At 56.3% G+C, this 16,913-nt stretch carries 9 protein-coding genes and 1 pseudogene; 5 read left to right on the top strand and 5 right to left on the bottom strand.

Annotated elements, in window-relative coordinates; all coding sequences use genetic code 11:
* Window positions 1-217: 217 nt before the first annotated feature.
* The 3 genes from ACM0PK_RS06385 (at window position 218) to ACM0PK_RS06395 (ending at window position 5,717) form a co-directional block, all read left to right on the top strand.
* A complete protein-coding gene (locus ACM0PK_RS06385) occupies window positions 218-1,309 on the top strand; it encodes a YifB family Mg chelatase-like AAA ATPase (RefSeq protein ID WP_414606951.1) in 1,092 nt (363 codons plus the stop codon).
* Between the two features lie 429 nt (window positions 1,310-1,738).
* The gene (locus tag ACM0PK_RS06390) at window positions 1,739-3,079 is read left to right on the top strand and encodes a hypothetical protein (RefSeq protein ID WP_141097642.1); all 1,341 of its coding nucleotides are present in this window, start codon (window positions 1,739-1,741) and stop codon (window positions 3,077-3,079) included.
* 2,179 nt (window positions 3,080-5,258) lie between these two features.
* Window positions 5,259-5,717 (top strand): hypothetical protein, encoded by a 459-nt coding sequence (locus tag ACM0PK_RS06395; RefSeq protein WP_141097641.1) that lies wholly within the window; start codon window positions 5,259-5,261, stop codon window positions 5,715-5,717.
* Window positions 5,718-7,093: 1,376 nt separating this feature from the next.
* Here ACM0PK_RS06395 and ACM0PK_RS06400 read toward each other — a convergent pair.
* From ACM0PK_RS06400 to ACM0PK_RS06410, 3 genes are read right to left on the bottom strand one after another with little or no spacing between them, the layout of a single operon-like run.
* The gene (locus ACM0PK_RS06400; protein WP_240504234.1) at window positions 7,094-8,305 is read right to left on the bottom strand and encodes a phosphorylase family protein; all 1,212 of its coding nucleotides are present in this window, start codon (window positions 8,303-8,305) and stop codon (window positions 7,094-7,096) included.
* A 5-nt stretch (window positions 8,306-8,310) separates the two neighbouring features.
* A complete protein-coding gene (locus ACM0PK_RS06405; RefSeq protein WP_088479532.1) occupies window positions 8,311-8,772 on the bottom strand; it encodes a response regulator transcription factor in 462 nt (153 codons plus the stop codon).
* Window positions 8,753-12,061: a hypothetical protein gene (locus tag ACM0PK_RS06410; protein ID WP_495498519.1), complete on the bottom strand. Its 3,309-nt coding sequence runs from the start codon at window positions 12,059-12,061 to the stop codon at window positions 8,753-8,755. The genes ACM0PK_RS06405 and ACM0PK_RS06410 overlap by 20 nt, the downstream gene beginning before the upstream one ends.
* A gap of 962 nt (window positions 12,062-13,023) precedes the next feature.
* Here ACM0PK_RS06410 and ACM0PK_RS06415 point away from each other — a divergent pair.
* Window positions 13,024-13,278, top strand: a complete 255-nt coding sequence (locus tag ACM0PK_RS06415) for a helix-turn-helix domain-containing protein (RefSeq protein WP_088479528.1) — start codon at window positions 13,024-13,026, stop codon at window positions 13,276-13,278.
* Window positions 13,271-13,780, top strand: a pseudogene (locus ACM0PK_RS06420) (magnesium chelatase subunit ChlI family protein); the annotation flags it as partial. The gene ACM0PK_RS06415 and the pseudogene ACM0PK_RS06420, both read left to right, overlap by 8 nt.
* A gap of 124 nt (window positions 13,781-13,904) precedes the next feature.
* Here ACM0PK_RS06420 and ACM0PK_RS06425 read toward each other — a convergent pair.
* Together ACM0PK_RS06425 and ACM0PK_RS06430 are read right to left on the bottom strand one after the other, a co-directional pair.
* On the bottom strand, window positions 13,905-14,291 hold the full coding sequence (locus ACM0PK_RS06425; protein WP_095378955.1) for a hypothetical protein: 387 nt from the start codon (window positions 14,289-14,291) through the stop codon (window positions 13,905-13,907).
* Between the two features lie 176 nt (window positions 14,292-14,467).
* On the bottom strand, window positions 14,468-16,786 hold the full coding sequence (locus tag ACM0PK_RS06430; RefSeq protein ID WP_414606950.1) for a TonB-dependent receptor: 2,319 nt from the start codon (window positions 16,784-16,786) through the stop codon (window positions 14,468-14,470).
* Window positions 16,787-16,913 lie beyond the last annotated feature (127 nt).

Consider the following 16,913-nt stretch of genomic DNA (forward strand, 5'->3'; position numbering starts at 1 on the left):
CGCTCCTTTCCTTGTACTGCCCTGTTGTACGCCTTTTCTGACGCAAGGCCTCCGAAACCGCCATCGCAGAGCCGCGCTGCACAGAACATCTGCCCTTGATCCGAATGCTGCACCCTTTGCAGGCAGAAATACCCCGAGACGCACTGCCGGCAATTCCCGATAGTCCCACGCAGATTACCTGCCGCACCATCAAGCGTCTTTCTGTAGGAATCCACACATGAGCCTGGCGCTGGTCCACAGCCGTGCCCGCGCCGGGGTCGATGCCCCGCTGGTGCGGGTGGAAGTGCATCTCTCCGGTGGCCTGCCTGCCACCCAGATTGTCGGCCTGGCCGAGACCAGCGTGCGTGAATCCCGTGAGCGCGTGCGTGCCGCCCTTCTTTGCGCGCGCTTCGACTTTCCGCAGCGACGCATCACGCTCAACCTCGCGCCCGCTGACCTGCCCAAGGAAGGCGGGCGTTACGACCTGGCGATTGCCTTGGGCATTCTTGCGGCCAGTGACCAGATCGATCCGCAATCGCTGCTGCAGTACGAGTTCCTGGGTGAGCTTGGCCTGACCGGCGAGCTGCGGCCGGTGGCCGGCGCGCTGCCGGCGGCGATTGCGGCGGCTGATGCCGGACGCATCCTGGTGGTGCCGCCGGGCAATGCCGCCGAGGCGGCGCTGGCCGAGCACGCGGACGTGCGCGTGGCCCGCACGCTGCTGGAATGCTGTGCCGGGTTGGGCAATCCGCGCCTGCTACCACCCGTGGAGCGCGTGGACACGACGCCGTTGCCACTGCCCGATCTGGCCGACGTGCGCGGGCAGGCGCATGCGCGGCGCGCGTTGGAAGTGGCGGCCGCCGGTGGGCACCATCTATTGCTGATCGGTAGCCCTGGCTGCGGCAAGACACTGTTGGCCTCGCGCCTGCCCAGCCTGTTGCCGGACACCGAGGAAGCCGAGGCGTTGCAGCTGGCCGCGATTGCGTCGGTGAGTGGCGAAGGGCTGGACCCAAGACGGTGGCGGCAGCGCCCCTTCCGGGCACCGCACCACAGTGCGAGTGCGGCAGCGCTGGTGGGTGGCGGCAATCCACCCTGTCCCGGCGAGATCTCGCTGGCCCATCACGGCGTGCTGTTCCTGGATGAGCTTCCAGAGTGGAACCGCAGTGCGTTGGAGACTCTGCGAGAGCCGCTGGAATCCGGCCACATCCGCATCGCCCGCGCGGCACGCAGCGTGCAATATCCGGCGCGATTCCAGCTGGTGGCGGCGATCGAAAGTAGTATCTGTCTCATGATCCGAATACAGAAGCTACAGAGCACAATACAGACGCGTTGACGCTGTTCGGATCACGTACCGGATAGGACCGCTATGACCAGCCATATATTTCATGTGCACAGAAGTCACCTCGGCACTACACGCACCTACGAAACCGAGATCATCTGGGACGCGCCAGAGACCAGTCTGATAGCCATCTCTTTAGCCGCCATGGCCCGCTCGACAGTAGCCATGACGGTGTCCAGCTCGACGGTAAGCCAATTACGACGCTTCCTGCGCTCATCCTCCGAACTGACCAGGTCACTACTTTGCAGACCGCCCTCATCATTCTCAGCGTCCCCACTCTCCAACCTTTTGGCGTCCGCGTTCAAGGACTTGGAAGAAAGGAGTGATTACAGCCTCAGCGCCAAACAGCAGCTCTTTAGATCTCTCGCCGTATGCATTAATCACTGTGAGCCGCCGCTCATTTCAGGAGATTTTCTTTCCTGGATGGAACAGCAACTTCTACGATTTCGACGAGCTCCACGCACACGCAGCCTTCCGCTACTAGAGGCGATTCCGCGGGACGCTATAGCGGACGGAGAAATAAATCCATCAGCAATATCTTCAGTCAGAAAGCCATACGATGCCATCGAAGACGCGTGCCGCAAGGAAGTCGATGCCTACAACTGCATGGTACGGGATCAAGAGACGCTTCTAGGAATTCACAGAAAATCCGATATAGCGGGCCTCAAAAATTCCCCATGCAGCAGAAATATCGGAGAGGAGCTATCTACATCCCACTCCATTGCACTTCAGAAATTCATCTCTTGCGCCGAGTCAGGAGGAACGATCCCGAAGACGCCCTTAAAACTAACCCCGTCACTTCGCGGTCACTATCATTGCATCACAAAGAGCGCCCTCCCTTGGCTTCTGGCGAGGTATAAGCTACCCAATGCCACGCTCCACGCCATATTTATCCTTGTTTCCCTCAGGACAGGATGGAATCCGCAGAGCGTAGCATCACTATCCGTTGATGGGATAACTAGCACGACAGATGGAGGATTCTTACTCCAGTCCCGGAAGAACAAGACCGATGATGCCACACCTCCGGTAATTATCAGCCGCAATGACAAGCTCGGAATCCGCTGCATACGACTCCTTTTACACAACCTCGAAGGTGGCAAGTTACTAAAACTCGCTAATCAGGATGAAAAGCGGCTCTGGATCGGCTGGAGCCAGCGAAACAGCAATAGACAGATAGCGGCCGATGGAAGCGCGCTAGCTTCGTTTATCGCTAGGTACAACCTCCCAAAGTTCTGCCTTAAAGATCTGCGATCCCTTAAGGTATCTATTGCGTTTATTTCCAATAGAGACTTAGATCAAGTTCGGCTCATCCTAGGCCACAAAAGCTTCGCCAGCGTTGACTCCTACCTCAGGTCAACCGTGATCTTCAAAATGAACGAGGCCAACATCATTAGATTCCAACAGCAGATTGAGCAACGGCTGATGGAGCCTGACACAGTGGTTGATTCAATGCTATCGACTGGCGATGGCGGCTTTTGTGCCGATTCCTCTTCCGCGCGCTTTGGTCCAGCTAGGATTCCATGCGAGGGCTTCAGCTGTCATGTTGGGTCGCAGTGCCCCAACTATCGAATCAGTCCTAGCAAGAAGTCGGTAAGTGATGCACTTATGACATTGGACGCGTACAAAGCCTGCTGGCAAGCGCTCGTTGAGCAACAACCCGATGCGGCCTGGGAACTTCATCTTCCGCGGATCATCTACATCCAGGTGCTACTGAGAATAGTCCATGACCTAAGGCCTGACCTCCTGATAGGAGCAAACGTATAATGAGCGCATCACAACACCAAGCAGTGAGCCGCCTCCCGTTCGAAGACCAAACCTACGATCATGGCAGCCTGACTATTGACCACACCGACTTGGTACTTGGCGGCGATGCTGAAGGATGGTCGCTTGATCTTTCGAAGATCTACTATCGATCTCCAGCAGACCAATCCGTCGCAACCTCGGTTTATCAATCGAGCCACGCCCGACATGCTTCTATCGCGTTTGCGAAAAGGGCGATTGACAGGCGACGTAGCGAGGTTATTTCCCCCAGATCCATAACGCGGCAGATCTATCTGTTGCGCAATGTGTACGACTGGCTCGCAGAACGCGCAATAGAGCAGCTAGGCACAGCGCAAACCGATCACCTCACCGAAATGATTTCGGACTATGCAGAGCAAGGCTGGGCGCGCGCCCTTAAGATCGGTCCACGCTGGATAAATGCACTAAGCACGTTTAAGGAAGAAGATCTCGAGCTGGCATTTCACGTACAGAAGGAACGAGGCACGCGCCGTATTGACGCGATTCGGCAGGACTACTGGAGGCCGCGCCTAGCTTGGGGAGGCGCGGTACCTGTCCCGGCGGAAGTACGACCAATCATTGAAGCCGCGACGAATACTTTGGGAACAGTAAAGTGGTCGAGATGTAAAGACTCTTACCTGCCACCGAGCCGGCTAGCGCTTAGAAATACAATAACCTGCATTAATCAGTGGCACGCAACTACGGCAGACTGCGATAAGCCTTCAGCCCGTGTAACAATGAACTCCAACAAGCTCGCGCACAGGCTAGCTCGACGAAGCACACAGAAGACAGAGATCCTTTCTCATACTGACGCAGGCTCACTATTAAAGTCTGCGATATTCATGCTTGACGAGCTTCTACCGCCGCTACTCCGGCTGCTCTCAGATCCCCGCCTCTCTGAGAAACGACCATCCTATCTGCGGTCCTCGCAGGAATTGCTTGCGAGCAGCGACGCTAGAGCAGAGCTGGAGGTGCTACTGGGCCGAAGAATCACTAGATGGGTCTGGGCACCCAGTCGCACAAGAAGGCAAAGTGATCTATGCGTGGATCAGCTGGTTGCAGCCGTTCAAGGCGCAGCGTTCATTATCATCTGTATTATGAATGGCCGTAGATCGGGCGAGGTGTGCCACCCGCGAAATGGTTTGCGCGATGACTCGCTTAAGATGCTAGGTGAAAGTACTGAGATGGCAACCATGTCCTTCTACATTGAGAAGACACTATTCCGCCGGGAGCCCTTCTACGTCAACCAGCTTACGATCAAGGCGTACAAAGCAGCACTTGAACTGAGGCGAGTGCTTATGCCGCCGAGCAGAGAGGTAAGTTCTGGTGGCAGCATATTTCTCGCAGGACGCAGGAACGGAGCGTCAATTCCTGAAGGAAAGATGCTGCACTTCTCACCACCAACTTGCGAGAGGAGAACACGTTCCCTATCGAGCTTCTTCGAAATCGCAGGCGAACGATGCTCATTAAAGCAGGTAAGGTCACACAGCTTCCGCCGATTTTTTGCGTTGCTTTACTACTACAGATACGACAATGCTGACCTCCTTAGCCTGCAGCAGCACCTACGGCATTCTAGCGTATCCAATACCATTCATTACGTCACAAGCGATACGGGTGCATTCTTTCCTGAAGTGACCGCACCCATAACCGAAGCGCAACGGGAACGAGGACTGCCGGTCGAGGAACTGGAACAGGTCTCATACGAACGACTCAGGCAGTCGGTCGAACAATGTCTTGACGGCAAAGCAAGCGCAGGGGGATTCACCAAGCTAGTGCGTGGCCTATACCATCGCCTGGCGTCTGCTACGACCTCGCCCGATGATCGTCCAGATGCAATTGCGAGACAACTGGCGAAATCAGGCCACACTACAAAGCCAATGCCTTTCGGCCTGTGTCACTCGTCCCAAAGGAGGTCCACGTTAGGCAACTGTAGACACGACGGGCAGCTCGCGCATGCTCAGGCTTCTCCATCTCTCTGTTTTTCTTGCCCATATCATTTTACTTCTGCCGCGTATACTGGATCACTTCGTCAACTCGAACGAACACTGGCTACCAACCTTGAAAATGTAGGCCAACATTCTGTACAGGCCGATCACACTTCCCATCAGCTAAAACATGTTCGATGGCTTCTGTCCAATCTTGGCGATGCAAGGGAGTAGTTCCAATGGCACATATTTCAGTCCAGAGGAAGCAAGCTGCGCGACAGAACATCGAGATTAAGCTCAACCTTTTACGTTCCTGGGCCACCCATGGCATTCCTGTTGATGAGACAACAGGGAGGCTTGAGTATGCGCCACTGACGTTGCGCCAGTTCAAGGCATGGGATGGGTCGCTTAATAGCGTAGCAATGCGCAAGGCGATGCCAGTGATTCACAGAATTGGAAGCGGCACACTTGATGCCAATTTAGATCTCAAACGCTTGGCGTCATCGCTGATTAAACTACTTGCGTCATCTGCTGTGCAGCCCGAGAGCGGTGCGCCTGCGCGAGCTACCACGCCGAGCACTCGCGATTTAGAGGCATTGCTACGCCTTCGCAACTCTGAAGTTGTGCAGCAGCAGCGCGAGATACTACGATTGAAGCGCCATATTAGTACTCTCGAACGCAGGTTGTCTCTGAGATGAGTACGCGCACTGATCGTGTAATTTTGACGCGTGCTGGTTGTCACTGGCATCTGACTGATGCCAGCGGGTCAACCTGCTGGCCCTGCCTCGATTACCTGATTGATTGTGTTGATAGACAGCGACTGAAGGCCCAGACAGTCGAGCTCCGAGCGTATGCGCTAAAAGCATGGCTCCGTCATCTAAACGATCACTCGCTTCGCCTAGAGGACGCTACAGATTTTGACCTGGTCAGTTTTTCTCAAGACAATGCAGAGCGCAAAAGTCGACGCGCCTTCGGTGATGCTCAAGCCAGACGAAGGAGCACAAATCAAATCGTAAGATGTGTTTACCTATTCTGTGCCTGGCTGAGCAACTCATCTTACAATCGTTCCGCGGCATTTTTCGGGCCTGCGAACTGCCAGATCACGAGCACGATAAATGTTCCCGGGCGGCATCGAGGCCGAACGAACTACCCCGCAACCTATCGTTTTGCTGGGGAACGAAGCAAGCATCAGCAGCGGTATGTACCCAGCGAGGATGATCGAAGAAGGCTCGTAGCCCACTTCTATAACTCTTATTCTGACTCGATCGCTCAAAGAAATGCCCTTATTCTCGACCTGGCGCTCTCCGTTGGTTGGCGGAGAGGCTCAATATTGTCACTGAAGGTCGATCAGTTTGTCCGCTCCAGCCAATGCCTCGATGGATCGTCCGTCTCGCCGCCTGAGCAAAAGTTCGGCTACACAAAAGCCTTTTCAGTGGATGGCACTCTTATGAGTCGAGTGGCCGCTTACATAGCCGGTCATCGTGCCATGCTCATAGAGCGCACAGGGGGCACATCAGAAAGGCTGTTCCTAAGCGATAAGACTGGCGAGCCACTTACGCCAGCTGCAGTGACCAAGATCTTTGCCCGAGCGAGGACCGCCTTAGGACTACCCGTAGGCGTAGGCCTCCATGCTTGGAGACGGGCTTTCGCGGTGAGGACAATGAGTTCTGAGCTGGAAAAGCGAAAGCGATTGGGCCTCAATCTCCCATTCACTGATATTGCGGCAGTTGTAGCCAATCGCCTGGGTCACGAGTCTCTACACAGCCAAGAGGCATACATCCGGGGTCACGGAGTGTCGCAGATCATGAGTTGGGAGGATGAGTGACCCACAGTTGAGCAGCGCGCTGAAGCTGCCTCTACGAAACACCCGCGAGTGAGAGATCAAGAAGCAAGGTGCAGCTTGGAAATTACTGCTCGACGGATGCACAGAGGGTTGGCAGCCGACATTGAGAGGATGAGCACGAACCCAAATGGGCTGCATCAGCAGCCCATCCTAACGAGGGGATGATCACCAACAGTTCGTAGCCTGCTATGGAGACCTATTGCCGTGACGGGCGGCAGCAGCCCTCGATGACTAGCAGATATCTGCAGCAGCCAACTTAGGAAGCAGCTGCGCCAAGAATGCTGCACTTGTAAATGCTGCATACGTTTGCCAGCCGTCAGACTTCTCGGAGTCGGCAAAGTCGCAGACGGATTTGATAACGAGCGGCGTTGCACTACATAGCTCTGCCGCAGCCATCACTGCATATGCCTCCATTTCAACGCCGATCACTTCACGATGCCCATCTGCAATCGGACCGATGGCACCATCATGCGCCAGCACTGACGCACCAGAGGCCATGGGACCAATGTGCAACGCAAGCCGTCCAGCAGGAACCGCACCATTCCATTCTGCGGAAACGGCCGTACAAAGCTTCCCATCCCTGCACTCGGCCTGGACGATAGCCGCAATATCTCCCCTTAACGCGCTCTGATATGGCGCAGCCCTAAATACGGGAAGAGGGTCTGTTCCTTGAACATGCTTCCCGCTTCCCCAATCCCACGTCGGATCAGCCACGATAATGTCACCCAAATTCACCTTCCCTCGTACTCCCGCACAAATACCCACCATCGCCAGGATCTTCGGCTTGAATATCTGGGCTACCTTTGCGGACAGTGCCGCAGACATCGGCATACCCTTTCGGGGTGCGCAGGCAGCTACCAAGTTCAATTCTCTAGAACCAACCTGTGTCTTTCCCAAATAGTAATGCGTGGGGTCGCCAGGAACCATGTGTTGCGCCCAGCCAAAATTCAACTTCAACACCGCGTCAAGTTCCGGAGTGCTAAGCGCAGTAATGATGGCTACGTCGACAATGGGCGTTCGATGCCTTTTACTTCTATCGAGGACGTAACCAACACGTCCTACGAGAATGTCAATCCAAGCATTGTCTTCTGCTGAATGAAAGTAAAGAGACGCGCCACGCGAGGCCGCCTTCGCGATAGCCTCATGCTGCAAGTCCTCCTGTGCCGTAACGAACAGTATTTCGTCTGGAAGGATGACTTTATTGTCAACCTTCAACATATCAAGAAGCTCAAACCCAGAATCAGGACTTGGTGCATCGCCCAAACTTTCTGGAAGGTTCACGTCAATCAGCGCCATGTCGAAACGCTGCTGCCTCATACGCTTACGTGCATCCACCGCGTTACTCACATGCACAATTTCTACCGCATTGCCGTGACGCTCCTTCAGCGGAGACACGATCGACGATGCCTTGTCGACCTGGTCGTCGACAAGAATAATTCTCACACTGATCAATTTATTATTCCTTCCAGAAGTTTAGTCAAGTTCGTCTTCCAGGCATCCTCAGTCTGGCTGTAGTAGACGTGACCTAAATAGAACGTTGGGAAAGACTGCGCCATATCTGAGGCTAGATCTTCAATAGACACGCGGCTTTGACCCTCACCGAACCCATCGAACATCGTTACTATGATAGTCGGCATCATCCGCTTCCGCATTTTCATCTGCATCAAAAGATCCCTGCCGGCGAAGTTCTCTTGGGCTCCTCCAGACGGTTCACCTGCGCCGACGTCGAAGTTAGGCATGCTCATATCTAAGAGAACCACGTCGTATGACACGCTTCGGTTGCATATCGCTTTGAGCGCGGAATTAAACGACCGAGCCTCGTCAACTTGTATATCCTGATTCAGCCCAACCACGAAATCTCTGATTTCGACAGACTTATCTGCATCGTCTTCAATTAAGAGAATTTTCATCCTGAGCCTGAATGTTGTATGAGATTTCGACGTAGAAACAATTATCGTCCGAGAAACCAAAGTCCAAGCGCGGATCCCCGTAGAAAGGAGAGTTGATAGATCGCCAGAGTTTACGCAATCCACTTCCTCCTTCGACTTGGGCAAGTCGCAGCGAATCGCTCTTGCTGAGACTATCCCTAATTGAGGAGACGTTCTCGCGCTGCGCAGGACTAGGAACGCTTTCAGCTAGCGAGCTAACGATCCGAGCGGAGTACCTAGTCTGGCTTATGTCGAACGTCACATTTACGTTCAGTGCTTCACCGTCAAGACCGGAGTGCTCAACAGCATTAGAAAGTACGACGTAGAATGCATCGACCATTCCGTCCAGCGTGCGCCCCGGAAGCCTAACCCCACCTTCGTATGAGCCAACCTGAACTCTGGGCACCTGGGAAGACTCAGAGGCGGTCTTTGCGATCATGTTCTGTGCGATGTCGACCGGGAGATTTGGCTGGTAGTCTTGGCGGTCATATACCTGGCTTCGGTGGAACCAAAGTGAAACCTCATCGAGCTTCATCCTGAGCTGGGTCCGAGCGCGCGCTATCGCGTTCCTTAAATCGCCAATGGGCTGACTATAGGGTAACCCGTGAATGCTGTCTGTGAGCTGCTCAAAGGCATGATTGAATGCGGGCTTAATTGTGTTATCAAGAAGCTCCCTTACTACAAGGAGGTTCTCGTCTGTTTTCTCCCACAGATTATCAATGCAAACATCAATAAATTCATCCATGGATCTTGACCGGATCGCATAGCGCTGCATAAAACGCCTTTCAAGATTGGAAGACCGGTATATGAAGGCAGCCTTCTGATCTTGCCTCACATCCTTTACACCGTGAGAGATGGCTATCTGCAATCGCTCGTCTCGCAGCTCATGCAAAATGCGATCAAACTCTGAAGAGAATGTAGCTAAGGCTGTGGCTACCAGATCCTTCGTAGCCGAATCATAGAATTCGAACTTATCATCCCAGTGCTTATTCCGTTTGTAGCCCTGACCCGTGGGATTCCGGGTACTTATCAAACGATCATCCGTCAGAGGCTTCCGTAGCGTATTAGCGAGCACACCATGTCTGACACGAGTACTCAGGTATGCATTTAGACCATGATCTCCCCGTAGGAACTCATGGGTCACCTCAGTAAAGATTGACTCGAACTGATTGTCAGTCTCCGTTTCAGCCTCGTCGACGAGATGCACGCTGGAGAGCGTTCTACTTATGGAAATGCTCTCGGTCATCGGAATGTCCATGAGAGCATCTGCTATTCGCTCAACAACGGCGTGCGATGAATCGCTTATAGCGCCGGCATTAGCTTTGTACCGAGCGTACTGTCCTCCAATCTTGGACTTCAAGCTTCTCTTGATTGCAGCTATATCGACGTACACCTTGCTCTGCTCCAAGAGAGAAGTTCCCTTAGAGATTTCCTGCTGCTTCACCCTATCTCGAATTTCATCGAGGTATCTTGTTGCATTCTTAGGATCGATGGATGCAAGCTGCCTGCATACGTTGATACGCGCCTCAACTATGTCCTCCGTGCCGTTATAGAGGAGAGTTTGCCTCATTACTTCTGGCGTCCATACGCGGTCAAGATAGAGGACGGCTCTAGCCCTATTTTCTGGGCCCAGAACATCCACAACGTCTGCTGGACCAGAAATATTTTTATGCTCTTGAAACCTCTCGAATGAGAACCTTAGCTCTGCAAGTCTTGCGTCGGAGGAGAAAGCATTGAAGAGCTCGAAGCTGAGCGGAACGTCAATCGTTGTGGGCCAATCCTCCGCTTCCTTCAAGCCACTTACAACAAGATCAAGTGGCAATGAGGTTGGGACTTCAGGATTCAGAATATGCGCATCCACTAGAAGCTCGATTGCTTCTTGCACATTCCCGGCGATCGCCTTTGCCATGGCCAACGCGGTAGTTATTCTATAGCGTGCATCGACTGGAGCGCCCTTCATTAGAGCAACCAGGTTCTCGATTGCGTCTGGTGAACGACCAGTCCGCATTAGATTATGCGCCAAGTATGACAAGCGTCTTCTATTGGAAATCTTCGCAACTGCAGACCCCGAATCCTTACCAAAGTAGAGCAGACTAACGGCCTCCAAAGTATTTGCGTATATTCCGGATTCAACTTGAGCAGCAACCGCCAACTTCAGAGAAAGAGGTTTTACACAGGCCAAACTTAGGGGCGACAGCCACGGATCATAGACAACGATTCCTCTTACCTGATCGACAACTGGTACTGCAGACTCCTGCTGAAGACTAGAGAGAACAACGCCGCGAAGATAGAGCGCCCAAGAGTGTCCGTAGTGAATATCCGCATTCGAAAAAATAGACGTCGCCTCGCCGTAAGAGTGTTCGTCTAACCTAAGGACACTTATGAGGCTTGCGCAAAGAGCTGCTTGGGCGCCCGAAAGCCCCGACACTTCTCGACTTGATCTGACCGCTGCGCGTGCCACTAGCGTTAGCATTGCCGCATCAGTCGCGTCATGCTGAGTCAGGAATATTGCCCCATTTCGCAGAACTTCCTCGTTTCGACTCTGGAAGTACGAGTCAAAGATCTCCGCTCGGAATCTGGCTCTGGCGTCGACCTCAGGCTTGACGACACACCCGAATGCCAATGCCAATGGCTCGACCCTCCGATCCCTGATTCGACGATAGAGCAGCGTGAACGGCTTTTCGAGAGCAGTCGAGACAGATGCTGGAAGTCGATCTGCCCCAGCCATATCTTGCAGGGTTACGATGAGAGCTTCGTAATGGTCTATGACGCTCGCCTGAGCTTCAAAGAACAAATACGCCGATAGTTCGCTGGGATTTGCCGTAGACACGTCGCTCACCCTGCTCGCCGCGTACTTCCTAAAGACGTCTGAAACGTCATTTAGCTTAGCGAGCACCTCATCCTTGAGAAATCTCTTTGCTCCTCGGCTCTCTGCCCTGCGAGACAGGTAATGGATGAGAAAGGCCGAAATTGACTTCGGAGCCGTCGCGTCAAATTGCTCTTGAACGCGCTGTCGTTCTGCAAGTGGAGCGTTGTCACCTAGTGTCAACCAGGCTTGAGCGAGCCAAAGAGACACTCCGCATCGCTGCTCGTGCTCCACCAGTATCGTCGCCGCAGTGTCGAACTTGGATAGCAGCAAAGAGGATTCAAAGTTGTTTCTATCCGCGACGTACTGGGATATTTCAGCACTGTGCAGAACACATCTAGAGATAGCCCAAATTACCTCATTAACTGGACCTGCGGGCGCACCAGCGGCCTGCACCTCAAACATATCTTTATATGTCCGTGGAAATGGTGCGCCATGCACTGGAAGCAAGCGACGCGGATCCTTAATTAGCTTAGGAAATCGCTCAAACAACTCTTCTGCGGAGCTGTTGACCTTTAATAGAAAAAGCGACTCTCTCGCAAAATCGCCCCCCTTAAGCACCGCACCAATTGAACGGTGTAGTGAGTGTTTTCGCTTGCCTTTACGAGCCATGATCTTCCTTGCCTTGACTTTAGCTGTGCGCAAGCGGACGGCAGAGAAACTCGGATCCTTCGCGCTTAGCCCCCTCCGCCTACTCTATAGCGGTGCACAGTTTGTTGAAAGGGGGCGGCAGATAGGTCGTGCCAGGACTGGTAGCCGGCTCGGTGTCCAGTCACAGCAGGGCGGTCGGTGTCAGACCAAGCGGCGTAGCGTTAGTCCGCTCGAGGGGCTTCAAGATTCGTGTCTACGAAGATCGATTGCGTTTTCGGATGCACCGCCGTAGTCCGGCCAAGTTGGCAGGTAAGTAGGTGCTCAGCTTTTTTCAGACTGATCGCTTGCGCCCTTCACAGTCTCGCCGTTTGACTTGCGGGTCCGCGCACATAGCTGTTCTGCAATGAACTTGTGCATCTCTGATCTCGATTCGATTGCTGCTGCGGGTATCGCAGTTGACAGCTGCAGTGAGAGGGATCGTGCTAACGCCAGCTGGGCGGGCGTGGGGGCCTTTAAGTCCCAGTCGATGAGGTCCGGAATCGCTCTGGCTAACTCTCTCGATAGCCTTCCGCCGAACGTCCCAAGGGTTCCTTGGTCCTGAAGACGCATAAGCTGCTGCCGCATCCGCAACTGAGCATCCGAGCTTAGGGCGAGCTCTACAGTGAAGTCCAAATCGGTGCAGACAAGGAAGAATGGCATAGGCGTTGACTGATACTTTTAAGTAGCCTACCTTTAAAGGCGTAGTCTTAAAAGTATCAAGTCAATAGCTTTGGCTCATGGATGAACATGAGCTACTCCTGAAAATTGGTCAGGCCCTTAGAGCCCGACGGTCGCAATTAGGGATCAGCCAAGAAGCGTTTGCGGACAGCATAGGAATGCACCGCGCCTACTACGGCAGAATTGAGCGTGGCGGTACGAACCTGACCGTGGGCACTCTAGGAAGGGTTACGAGTGGTATGGAGTTGTCTATCGGACAACTCTTCACGTCAATAGAGTCCCAGTACAGCGATGGGTCGCCCGCCCGCTATTAGGTCCGCATCTTGCTTGACTACTTTCGCGATGAATCCCTGCCCCTGTGGCTGGGCCGGCGACCGCAGCAACCGCTGCCTGTGCAGCGACGAACGCATCAACCGCTACCGTGCGCGGGTTTCTGGCCCGCTGCTGGACCGCATCGACCTGCATATCAGTGTGACGCGCATGGATGCCGTGGAGCTGCGGGAGAGCACGCCACTGGGTGAGCCCAGTGCTGCGGTACGTGCACGGGTGGAAGCCGCCCATGCCCGGCAGCAGGCGCGTGGCGGGCTCAATGCGCATCTGCCGCCAGCGGCGCTGCGAGCCTGTACCCGACTCAGCGAGGCAGATCAGGACATGCTGGAGCAGGCCATCGAGCGTCTGCAGCTTTCCGCACGTGCGATGCACCGGATTCTGCGCGTGGCGCGCACGATTGCGGATCTGGCGGGTTGTGAAACGATCCACACGGCGCATCTGGCTGAGGCGATTGGCTATCGGCAGTTGGATCGGGGAAAGCCTTAGAAATGACGGTCGGGTTGGCTATTGGTAGAGTCGACCGTTGGTCGACTCTCGCGCGAAGCGCGGCCTTCTGAGAGGTAGATGCGAAGAGCGGTCGACTAACAGTCGACCCCACCAAGGGCAGGCATCAGGCTGCCGAATGCAACCGTCCCCGCTTCGCCAGCAGCGCCACCCGACGGCTGACCAGCGCGTGCAGCTCCGCCAGCTCCGACGCCCGGCCAGCCGTCATGTTGTCGCCGAACAGCACCCGCGACAGCCCCGCCGCGTCGCTGTCCTCCGGGTGCTGCCAGCGGTCGCGATATACCTTCTGGCACACCAGCCAGGCCTGCGGCAGCCCACCGCCGGGTAGCGGGCGGACCACGCGTTCGTAGACGTGCCAGAAGTGGTACTCGGCCTGCAGGTCGATCACAGGCGCCACGGACGGCGCCTGCCGGGGCCGTCCTGGGCCTCGGATGCCGAACAGCGGGGTTCGCGGGTTGTACTGAGCCATGCCGACAGCATGACCCAGCAACATTGTGGGAACCTTGCGTCGCCGCCAGAAAATCCCTGTTGATTGCGCAAGGCGGGCTTCCGGACGGGCTTCGGGGTCAGAGCCCTTTGCTGCGCAAAGGGATCTGACCCCGATCACGGGATGGCTGCGGGGTCGGATCCCTTTGCGCAGCAAAGGGCTCTGACCCCGCCCTCGTCGCCTCAGAACGCCATCGAGGTACTGAACATCAGCTGCCGTGGCGCGCTGCGCTGCAGGGTCTGGTAATCCCCCGAGAACGACGAGCCGGCGATGTTGGCGGTGCCGATGTTGTGGCGGTTGAACAGGTTGCTCACGTCCAGCCGCAGCTCCAGGCCGGGCACGGCGCTGTCCGCACCGAAGCGGTAGGCGGCGTAGGTGTTGACCTGCCAGAAGGTCGGCACGCGGATGTCGTTCTCGTAGGTGAAGGGCTGGCGCAGGTAGGAGGTGCTGGTGGCACCAAAGCGCCAGTCACCGAAGTGGGCGGACAGGTCGCTGACCAGCGAGATCTGCGGGTAGCCCGGCTGAGCATTGCCCCTGATCGGGTACACCGTGTCGCCCACCACGAAATCGCTGTCGTAGTACGAACGGGCCACGGCCACGCTCTGGTAGAACTGCAAGTGGTCGGTCAAGTCGGCGGTGATGCCGAGGTCGGCACCGATCACGTGCATCTTCGGCATCAGCCGCACCGTGTTGATCTGCGCGAACTGAGTGCCGATGGCCGCCGACAGCAGGCGATTGCGGATGTCGTTGTAGAACACATCGCCGGTGATCGTCAGCCGGTCGAAGCGGTGCGATGCGCCCACGGTAAGGTTCCAGTTCTTTTCCGGACGCAGGGTACCCGCCACGCGGTCGAACTCTTCCTGGTCGGTGATGGTCCAGGCCGAGGCGGTGTAGCCGATGTTGCCGCGCTGGGCCACGCGATATCCGTTCATGGTATTGGCCAGGTCGATGAAGGCATCGGTGGATTCGGTCGGGCTCCAGAACAGCGAGACATGCGGCAGGAAGTTGCTCTTCGCGCGCAGCGTGCCGTTCACCGGCCGGTCCTTGGCATCGCCGAGGCCGCCGCCGCGGGTGCGGAAGTCCACGGCCTTGAAACCAACGCCCAGCTTCAGCGTGTCGTTCAACACGATGTCGTCCTGCAGGTAGAACTGGCGCGAGCGGGTCACCCAGCTCGATGCGTTGTCGGTCTTGAACGCGGGACCGTACACATCGAACGGGCCGGTGGCCTTCAGCGGTGGGCCCTCGCCCAGCAGCGGCTGCGGGTACCACTCGGTCTTGGCCGCAGCCTTGCTCTTCTCCTGCCAGAAGCCGGCCGTGAAGGTGTGCGCGCCGGTCTCGAACTGCAGGCTGACCATGCCACCCAGCCGGTTGAGGCGCGGCGTCTGCACCTGTTCGGAGAATGGCGCACCGTTGGGCGATGGCACGGTCGGGTCGGTCAGCGTGGCCTGGGTGTGGCTGTTGGCGTTGTACAGCTGCACGTTGCCACTCAGCGCCGGGGTGATCTGGAAGCGATGGTTGATCGATGACACGCGGTCGCGGGTGATCTGGCCGGTGTCGTACGGAATCAGTTCGGAAAGCTCGCCGCAGGTGTAGGCGCCGCAGGACTTGTCTGCATTCTCCGGCGAGGCCACGTACCACGCCCACGCATAATCGGGATAGAAGATGTCGGCCTTCCAGCCCAGTTTGCGGATCATGTCGAAGGAAATGTTGTTGTAGCCCCAGACCTTGGCCTTGCTGTCGGACAGGAACACGGTGACATCGCCCCAGGCGACGTCCTGCTGCAACTTGAGGTCGCCGCGCAGGAAGTTCTGCGTGCCCTCGCCCTGGTACTTGTCGGCGGACACGCGCTGCAGGTCGACCAGCACTTTCGGGCCCTGCTCGCCGAGCTGGCCAGTCTGCCCCGATACGGTGGTGACCAACGTGCTGTTGCTGCCCACGCCCTGCTTCACGCGCAGGCTGGGCGTGTCCTGCAGGTCGCGCAGGCGGTATTCCAGGCTGCCGCCGTTGACGCTGCTGGAGAACACGCTGACCGGTGCGCCGCCAGGGCTGACCGTGATAGCGCCGATGCCGTCGGGCACGCCCACGTTCACCACGCTGGTGCCGGTGAGCGAGAGGAAGCCGTTGTCGTTCAGCGGCACGCCTTCGAAGGTGATGCCCATTTCATTCATGCGGAAGCCGCGCACGAACAGGCTGGTGGCCGAGATATCCAGGCCCAGCCCATCGGTGGCAGTGTAGCTGGCGCCCGGTACCTGCCTCAGCATCGCCAGGCCGTTGTTGCCGGTGACCATCGCGTCCAGGTCTTCGGCCTTGATGATGTAGCGGTTGGGGCCGACCACCTGGGTCGGTGCCACGGCCGCACCGCGCGGTGTGGCGATAACCTGCAGGGCATTGAGCGTGGTGGGCGTGTCGAGCGCGGTGGCGTGCGTTTCTGCGGCATGCGCTGGCGCGGTGATGGCGGCGATGATGGCCAGGGCGAGGCGCGTCGTGGGTGGGGTGTTCATGGGCAGATCCAGGTGCAGGGAGAGAGCGGCGCAGGCGCACGCCCAGCGCGTTGCAGCACCGGTGTCGGCGCCCTGGCTGGCGGTGCGATTGCGTTGAGAGGGTGACGGCGCGGTGCGCGCCGGTCAG

The sequence above is a fragment of the Stenotrophomonas sp. FR010 genome (assembly GCF_047520755.2).
Taxonomy (GTDB): Bacteria; Pseudomonadota; Gammaproteobacteria; order Xanthomonadales; family Xanthomonadaceae; genus Stenotrophomonas; species Stenotrophomonas sepilia.

Coding starts and splice junctions, on each gene's coding strand:
- ACM0PK_RS06410 (WP_495498519.1), bottom strand. CDS start 12,061: ATGTTTGAGGTGCAGGCCGCTGGTGCGCCCGCAGGTCCAGTTAATGAG.
- ACM0PK_RS06430 (WP_414606950.1), bottom strand. CDS start 16,786: ATGAACACCCCACCCACGACGCGCCTCGCCCTGGCCATCATCGCCGCC.
- ACM0PK_RS06415 (WP_088479528.1), top strand. CDS start 13,024: ATGGATGAACATGAGCTACTCCTGAAAATTGGTCAGGCCCTTAGAGCC.
- ACM0PK_RS06390 (WP_141097642.1), top strand. CDS start 1,739: ATGGAACAGCAACTTCTACGATTTCGACGAGCTCCACGCACACGCAGC.
- ACM0PK_RS06385 (WP_414606951.1), top strand. CDS start 218: ATGAGCCTGGCGCTGGTCCACAGCCGTGCCCGCGCCGGGGTCGATGCC.
- ACM0PK_RS06425 (WP_095378955.1), bottom strand. CDS start 14,291: ATGTTGCTGGGTCATGCTGTCGGCATGGCTCAGTACAACCCGCGAACC.
- ACM0PK_RS06395 (WP_141097641.1), top strand. CDS start 5,259: ATGGCACATATTTCAGTCCAGAGGAAGCAAGCTGCGCGACAGAACATC.
- ACM0PK_RS06405 (WP_088479532.1), bottom strand. CDS start 8,772: ATGAAAATTCTCTTAATTGAAGACGATGCAGATAAGTCTGTCGAAATC.